At 41.2% G+C, this 7,167-nt stretch carries 7 protein-coding genes and 2 pseudogenes; 5 read left to right on the top strand and 4 right to left on the bottom strand.

Annotated features, from left to right (window positions below):
* Window positions 1–112, top strand: a pseudogene (locus AACQ83_RS20465) (IS982 family transposase); the annotation flags it as partial.
* A 182-nt stretch (window positions 113–294) separates the two neighbouring features.
* Window positions 295–1,077, top strand: coding sequence for a C2 family cysteine protease (locus tag AACQ83_RS20460; protein ID WP_255566993.1), 783 nt, complete (start codon window positions 295–297; stop codon window positions 1,075–1,077).
* Here the strand turns inward: AACQ83_RS20460 and AACQ83_RS20455 are convergent.
* Window positions 1,005–1,373, bottom strand: a pseudogene (locus AACQ83_RS20455) (two-partner secretion domain-containing protein); the annotation flags it as partial. The gene AACQ83_RS20460 and the pseudogene AACQ83_RS20455 overlap by 73 nt on opposite strands.
* Window positions 1,374–1,757: 384 nt before the next feature.
* Here AACQ83_RS20455 and rluB point away from each other — a divergent pair.
* Window positions 1,758–2,690, top strand: coding sequence for a 23S rRNA pseudouridine(2605) synthase RluB (rluB, locus tag AACQ83_RS20450; protein ID WP_112879405.1), 933 nt, complete (start codon window positions 1,758–1,760; stop codon window positions 2,688–2,690).
* 36 nt (window positions 2,691–2,726) lie between these two features.
* Here the strand turns inward: rluB and cobO are convergent, their stop codons facing one another.
* Together cobO and AACQ83_RS20440 are read right to left on the bottom strand one after the other, a co-directional pair.
* Complete coding sequence (gene cobO / locus AACQ83_RS20445) at window positions 2,727–3,323, bottom strand: cob(I)yrinic acid a,c-diamide adenosyltransferase (RefSeq protein WP_370446080.1); 597 nt, start codon at window positions 3,321–3,323, stop codon at window positions 2,727–2,729.
* Window positions 3,323–4,087 carry a YciK family oxidoreductase gene (locus AACQ83_RS20440; RefSeq protein ID WP_112879404.1) on the bottom strand — a complete coding sequence of 255 codons (765 nt, stop codon included), beginning with the start codon at window positions 4,085–4,087 and terminating at the stop codon, window positions 3,323–3,325. The genes cobO and AACQ83_RS20440 overlap by 1 nt, the downstream gene beginning before the upstream one ends.
* 297 nt (window positions 4,088–4,384) lie before the next feature.
* On the opposite strand from AACQ83_RS20440, the gene catA reads away from it, so the two are divergent.
* Together catA and sohB are read left to right on the top strand one after the other, a co-directional pair.
* A complete protein-coding gene (catA, locus tag AACQ83_RS20435) occupies window positions 4,385–5,023 on the top strand; it encodes a type A chloramphenicol O-acetyltransferase (protein WP_112879403.1) in 639 nt (212 codons plus the stop codon).
* 748 nt (window positions 5,024–5,771) lie between these two features.
* Window positions 5,772–6,818 (top strand): protease SohB, encoded by a 1,047-nt coding sequence (sohB, locus tag AACQ83_RS20430; protein WP_112879402.1) that lies wholly within the window; start codon window positions 5,772–5,774, stop codon window positions 6,816–6,818.
* Window positions 6,819–6,983: 165 nt separating this feature from the next.
* On the opposite strand, the gene AACQ83_RS20425 is transcribed toward sohB, so the two are convergent.
* Window positions 6,984–7,163 (bottom strand): hypothetical protein, encoded by a 180-nt coding sequence (locus AACQ83_RS20425; RefSeq protein ID WP_146747924.1) that lies wholly within the window; start codon window positions 7,161–7,163, stop codon window positions 6,984–6,986.
* Window positions 7,164–7,167: the final 4 nt, after the last annotated feature.

Raw genomic sequence — 7,167 nt, 5'->3', positions numbered from 1 at the left:
ACAGGGATTCATGTTGAATGTGTTAGGAGGGCTAATCGCTTATTGTTTCAAAGAGAACAAACCGTCACTGAATATCTCCCGCTCAGAAATGGACATATTAGTGACGGCTTAACCAGAACTCAGGTTAATTAAGTTGATTTTAATAACGTGATAAGGAAATATTTACCTTACCCAAGGTAAGTTTATTTGCTAATTATTTAATTATATTATTAGGTAAAAATCTTTGGGCTGGATATTTAATATAAATAACAGCGTAAGGTTATCCATCCATTATAAAATCAAGGGATATTGAAAATGTCAGTTATTAATTTCTCCGATAAACCAGTTGATGTCGCTAATGTTCATACATGGCAGAAATCACCAGATAGAGATTTAATCGCATGTGGACGTGACGCATATGCTGAAAAATCAGTGCAAGAAGCATTGAGCGGAGATCCTGATAAAGCGGTAAAATTAAGTGAATTAAATGATATTCTGGCTGCTTGTGAACCTTTTGACTTTAAAGGCGTCACGTTATATGCAAAAGATCCGGTATTGGCCTTAATTAAAGAGTTATCAGAGAAGAATGGTTATTTATTGGATGATTCATATCCTCCTGAGCAATGGCAAAGCGGGGGAGTTGATAAGCATAACCGTATTAAAGATTTTATTGAATCCCCTAACATGTTTATTAAAGGGATAGAGATGATCGATATGGGCCAGCTTTATCTTGGTAATTGCGGCTTTGTTAGCACCATTGGGGCAATTGCATCCCATCCTGAAGGGCATAATTTGTTATTTTCTGCTATCTATCCGCTGGTTTATAACCCAACGGGGGTTTATTCGATCAGAATCATCAATCAATCGACAATGGGTTATTTATTGATTGGCGATGATCTGCCAAGAATTAGTTTTTCTGCTATGGAAAATAAAAATGAATTTTGGTATTACCTGATTGAAAAAGCATTTGCGAAATTGCATAGAAGCTATGAGAATTTAGGCGGCGGTAATGAAATCTATTTTGGTATAGGTTTAACTGTGCCATCTTTTAAGCTGATTCGGTTAGCGCCTTGCGTCAGGGACAGGTTATTCGCCTGAATTTTTCCATTTAATTCCGTTGCCCGGCTGATAATATCGACATAATCTGTCGCCTTGCCATCTAATCCTTTACCGCCAAGGGTGATTTGGCCTGTTTTAACTTCTAAGGCTTCCAACGCACCCTGTTTATCAAATTGAGGTTTACCCGTGGTCAGGGTTGCACTCGAAGTATTGATAAAACCATAGCCATCACAAGTAATGTCGTTGGGGTTGGCAATCATCACATTGGCTTTATAGCCGAAAATTTCCAATTGGCCTTGCAGGTTAGATTGTCCGCTGCCGGTCACTTCATTTAGTTATATTATCTAATCATTCTAATGTGTAATTAATTGACCGTCAGAATGGCTAGTATGAAATGTGATCAGTGTTGGGTTTTTTAATCCTGATAATGGGGAATCTGTTATATTAAATGTCGGTAAATCGCGATAAGGATGGAGATATTGTTACCTTACGCCAGCCATGATGTTTTCAGTTTTCGTGTGATGGGAATTGCTGGATTAGAATCATTGTGTCTGAAATTAGTGTAGAATGCTCGGCCACGGATTAGAATGTATGAGCTATTTTCTAGCATTCTATGCTATCAAATGTATTAAAATCAGTTTGTTATGATTGAATTCTATCATAACGTATTGATTGATATATAACACGACGCCTGTGAAGGCGACAACAGAGGTTGCTCAATGAGCGGTAAGATACAGAAATCTGAAAAGTTACAGAAAATTCTCGCGCGTTCCGGTCACGGTTCCCGCCGCGAAATAGAAGGTTATATTCAACAGGGGCGCGTCAGTGTTGACGGTAAGATTGCGACTTTAGGTGATCGCCTTGAAGTTCAGCCCGCCACAAAAATCCGCCTCGATGGTCGGGTATTAAATATCAAAGAATCACAAAAAGCGGTTTGCCGTGTTTTGGCTTATTACAAACCAGAAGGTGAGCTTTGTACTCGTCATGATCCAGAAGGACGGCCAACGGTTTTTGATCGTCTGCCTAAATTGCTAGGTTCCCGCTGGATAGCGGTTGGGCGTCTGGATGTGAATACCTGTGGTTTGTTGCTATTTACCACGGATGGTGAACTGGCTAATCGCTTGATGCATCCAAGCCGTGAAGTTGAACGCGAATATGCTGTCCGTGTCTTTGGTGAAGTTGATGATGCCAAATTGAAACAACTGGCTAAAGGGATTCAACTGGAAGATGGTCCAGCTTCATTCCGTACTATCGCGTTTAAGGGGGGAGAGGGGATGAATCAATGGTATAACGTCACGCTGACAGAAGGACGTAACCGTGAAGTTCGTCGTCTTTGGGAAGCAGTTGGTGTACAGGTGAGTCGTCTTATTCGTGTGCGTTATGGGGATATTAGTTTGCCAAAAGGCTTACCACGCGGGGGATGGACGGAATTGGGTCTGGAGCAGACTAACTATTTACGCCAATTAGTGGATTTGAATGAAGAGACGGTTTCCAAAGTGGCCGTTGGGCGTGATCAACGCCGTCTTAAAGCTAACCAAATCCGCCGAGCGGTTAAACGCCATGCTCAAGTCGCATCGCGTCCATCGGCAGGTAAACGTCCGGGCAGTTCACGCCAGAATGCGGGGCGAACAACCGCACCAAAAGGTCGTTAAGTTTTCTGGGTCTCGTGTGTTATAACGGGGCCTTTTTTACCAATCGATCCCTTTTTGTGCTTTAATGCCGGCGTCAAAGGCATGTTTTACCGGGCGCATCTCTGTCACGGTATCTGCCATTTCCAATAATTCACGATGACAACCCCGGCCGGTGATAATAACGGATTGGTGTTCCGGTCGGTGGTTGAGCGCAGTAATAACTTCTTCCAGAGGAAGATAGCCATAACTCACCATATAAGTCAGTTCATCCAAGATAACTAGATCCAAATCGGGATTAGATAACATCTCTAACGCATAGCGCCATACCTGCTGGCAGGCTACAGTATCCGTTTCCCGGCTTTGAGTTTCCCAGGTAAAACCTGTTGCCATAACATGAAAATTCACTCCATGCTGTTCCAGCAGATTTTTCTCGCCATTCTCCCATTTCCCCTTGATAAACTGGATCACACCGGCGCGAAATCCATGACCTATCGCTCGGGTTACAGTGCCAAATGCCGCAGTGGTTTTGCCTTTACCATTGCCGGTAAAAACGATGAGAATACCCCGTTCTAACTGGGCGGCTTCAATACGAAAATCCACTTTTTCTTTTAGGCGTTGTTGCCTTTTTTGATGTTGGTTGTCATTGATTGTCATTATTCGGCTGGTCCTGCTTTGCGTCCGGGTTGGGCATCAAAACTGATGCCTGTTTTATGCAGACTATCGCTGCCCATAAGATAAAGATACAGTGGCATAATATCTGCCGGTGTTTTCAGTTTAGCAGAATTTTCGTTAGGGAATGCGCGGGCGCGCATATTTGTGCGTGTACCGCCGGGATTAATACAATTAACGCGTAGAGAAGTGTGTTTATATTCTGCTGCTAAAACTTGCATCATGCCTTCGGTTGCAAATTTAGAGGCGGAATAGGCTCCCCAACCACAACGACCTTCGCGGCCAACGCTCGAACTGGTAAAGATTAATGATCCGTCAGGTGACTTCAATAATAGTGGTAATAAGGCTTGCGTTAACATAAAGGTCGCATTGACGTTGACTTGCATAACATCATGCCATAATTGCACTGGCTGCTCTGCCATCGGTGCGACAGCTCCCAGTAATCCTGCATTATGCAATACGCCATCCAGATGCGGATAATGTTGCGCTAAATCGCCAGCGAATGCCTGACACTCTTCGGCTGTGGCGGTAAGCAGATCCATGGTGTAAAAAGTTGCAGGGACCCCACCTGCTTGTTCAATCTCTTTTTGGACAGCTTCCAGTTTGTGTGTTGTTCTGCCAAGTAAGATCACTTGTGCACCGTAACGGGCATAGGTCAAAGCCGCTTCACGGCCAATACCCTCTCCAGCACCTGTCACCAAAATAATACGTTGTTGTAGGAGGTCATGTCTTGGTTGGTAATGTAACATTTGAAGATTTCCTGTTATTGATGGCGCGATTTGTTACCGTCGGAGGCCGTTCGGGCTATCAAAACAGAAAGTGATATATTGAGTCAAATTTGCTAAGGTTGATTGCTCAGGAGATAAACGGAGCATAGTTGCTGTGTTGGTAGTTATTTATTTTTAGCTAATGTATAATTTTTCTTCGTCAGAAACTGAGTATTTAATCCAATTTCATATCGGAGTGATTATGAGTCCAATACAAACAGAAAGAGCAGCCCTTCTAATTTAATCAATTTGTTAAATTTTACATTAGAAGGGGAAAACATGAATTACTCAAAGGTTGATATAGATCTCTGGGATAGGAAAGAGCATTTCTTGCATTACCGTAATGTTGTGCAATGCGGATTTAGTCTAACAGCAAAAATTGATATTACCCATTTGTTATCTTCGTTGGTAGAAAAACAATATAAATTCTATCCAACCATGATTTATTTAATATCAAAAGTTGTGAACTCTTATTCTGAGTTCAGAATGGCTATAAAAGATGAAGAATTAATTGTATGGGATGGTGTAAATCCTGCGTATACAATCTTTCACAAGGAAACAGAAACATTCTCAGCGACTTGGACTGAGTTCAATGCTGATCTGTCCGAGTTTATGAAAAACTATTCTGATGATTATGAAACCTATAAAGATGATCTTTGCTTTTTTTCTAAACCAGAACTACCTGAAAATCACTTTCACATATCATCAGTGCCGTGGGTAAGTTTTGATGGATTTAACTTGAACATTGCAAGTTTTATCGATTATTTTCCACCCATATTTACAATGGGAAAATTTTACCAAAAGGGAAATCAAACTCAGTTGCCTTTGGCAATTCAGGTTCATCATGCTGCTTGTGACGGTTTCCATGTGGGGCGTGTTATTAATAAATTACAAGAGCTATGTAACGATTTTATTTAGTTAAAGACAACCTGAATTATTTATGGACTAAATATGCCGCGCATTTAATGCACGGCATTATAAAAAAATTCAGAGAGATATAAAAAACAGAGCAGCAGCGCTGGAGATAAAATCTCAACTAGAATAAAAACAACAGCAGATAACACCGATGATATTACTGTTTTTTTACGTTTTTTCCTGAAATAAAAAAATAACTAAATATTGAAAATAATATAAAGAAAACAGTCAATTTTACTACATTTAATAAAATGAATATCATAGTCTTTTTCTCTCATTAATGAAGTTTGGGGTATACCCTATGGATTTCAAGATGCATCGCGACGGCAAGGGAGAGAATCCCCGGGAGCATAGGTAACGATGTGACCGGGGTGAGCGAGTGCAGCCAACAAAGAGGCAACTTGAAGGATAACGGGTATGTAGCGATAACGATCTCTTTTCCCATTGTTCGATAATTTCCTGCTTCTCTTTCAGATAGTTGTAACAGTCAAGTAGTGGTAACAGTCATAGTGCTTGGTTGAAACGCCGGGTTTTTGTGATTCTGCAATCTAATCCCTCATTTTTGAACTGGTCCCCCATTTCTCTATCTAATGGTGTAGAATTAGCTACTGAGGCCGATATACTGGACGTTTTTATTTGTACATATTCGTATTTATTGAATGCGAATTAATTATAATATATTGTTTTTAAATGAAAAAAATTAAATGCATTTATTGTAAATTCATAGTCTAAGAAACAAAAGGTGGATTTTGTGGAGTACTTATCTCTTTACGGGTTGTTTTTAGCCAAAGTAGTTACATTGGTGTTGGCTGTTATTGCTTTGGCAATATTCGGTATTGGCATGGGAATGCGGAAATCCTCGCTAAAAGGAGAACTGAAACTCACCGACCTTGGTGAATCATATCGGGATAAACAGCGTCAAATGCAGCGGGCACGCATGACGGAAGCGGAAGGAAAAATCTGGCAGAAAGCGTTTAATAAGCAACAAAAGCTCGAATCCAAGCAGAAGAAAAGTGACGCTAAGGCAGGTCATAAAGGGTTACAGAAACCTTGTCTTTATGTGCTGGATTTTAAAGGAAGTATGGATGCACATGAAGTCGATTCATTACGTGAAGAGATTAGCGCAATTCTGGCCGTGGCAGATGCAAAAGATGAAGTGTTGTTACGTCTGGAAAGTCCTGGAGGAATGGTGCATGGCTATGGATTGGCGGCTTCTCAGCTTGCCCGTTTGCGTCAGAAAGGGATTCGCTTGACTATCGTCGTAGATAAAGTTGCTGCCAGTGGGGGCTATATGATGGCTTGTGTTGCTGATCGTGTAGTTGCTGCACCCTTTGCCATCATTGGTTCTATTGGCGTGGTCGCTCAGATTCCGAACATTCATAAGTTATTGAAGAAAAATGATATTGATGTGGAACTCCATACGGCTGGTGAATATAAACGTACACTGACTGTGTTGGGGGAAAATACAGAGCAGGGTCGGAAAAAGTTTCAGGAAGATCTGAATCAGACTCACGAACTATTCAAATCGTTTATTCATACTCATCGCCCATCACTTGACGTGGAAAGTGTGGCGACAGGCGAATACTGGTACGGCTCACAGGCGAAAGAGAAGGGATTGATTGACGAAATTGGTGTCAGCGATGATCTGTTGATTGCTCAAATAGATAACTGTGAAGTTATTGGTGTCAGTTATACACGCCGTAAACGCATGGTAGAGCGTTTCACCGGCAATGCAATGGAAAGTATTGATAAACTATTATTGCGCTGGTGGCAAAGAGGGGAGAAGCCTCTGCTTTAATTAAAATTCCGCTATTTTGAATCAATTATCTTGGCGTACCCCAAGGCGTTCTATTTCGACGTTCAGGGGTACCTTGATATATTGCTTAATTGTAGTGCTAATTGAATAGAGTGGCGCTTATTCTCACGATGTTATTCCCCTGAAAAGCCAGGTATTTTGGCCCTGTTAAAATATTACAGGTGTTACATAATTTGCTTTACATCCCCCTTCCTGCTTGTGATGAGCCGCAGGCTTTTCTACACCAATAGTTGATACTCTGGCTTTGCGTTTATGTGTTCTGTCTGGCTGATTTTCAAATAAATACAAGTCACTTTTGCACAGCGTTATTGGCGTCTTTAAACGCATTATG

This window comes from Photorhabdus sp. S10-54 (genome assembly GCF_963878145.1).
Lineage (GTDB): Bacteria > Pseudomonadota > Gammaproteobacteria > Enterobacterales > Enterobacteriaceae > Photorhabdus > Photorhabdus kayaii.
Note: the sequence above shows the minus strand (reverse complement) of the source record. Positions and strands in the feature narration are given on the sequence as shown.

What these genes read in the sequence shown, in the direction of transcription:
- AACQ83_RS20425 (WP_146747924.1), bottom strand. Translation starts at nt 7,163, where the DNA reads ATGCGTTTAAAGACGCCAATAACGCTGTGCAAAAGTGACTTGTATTTA.
- AACQ83_RS20440 (WP_112879404.1), bottom strand. Translation starts at nt 4,087, where the DNA reads ATGTTACATTACCAACCAAGACATGACCTCCTACAACAACGTATTATT.
- rluB (WP_112879405.1), top strand. Translation starts at nt 1,758, where the DNA reads ATGAGCGGTAAGATACAGAAATCTGAAAAGTTACAGAAAATTCTCGCG.
- AACQ83_RS20460 (WP_255566993.1), top strand. Translation starts at nt 295, where the DNA reads ATGTCAGTTATTAATTTCTCCGATAAACCAGTTGATGTCGCTAATGTT.
- catA (WP_112879403.1), top strand. Translation starts at nt 4,385, where the DNA reads ATGAATTACTCAAAGGTTGATATAGATCTCTGGGATAGGAAAGAGCAT.
- cobO (WP_370446080.1), bottom strand. Translation starts at nt 3,323, where the DNA reads ATGACAATCAATGACAACCAACATCAAAAAAGGCAACAACGCCTAAAA.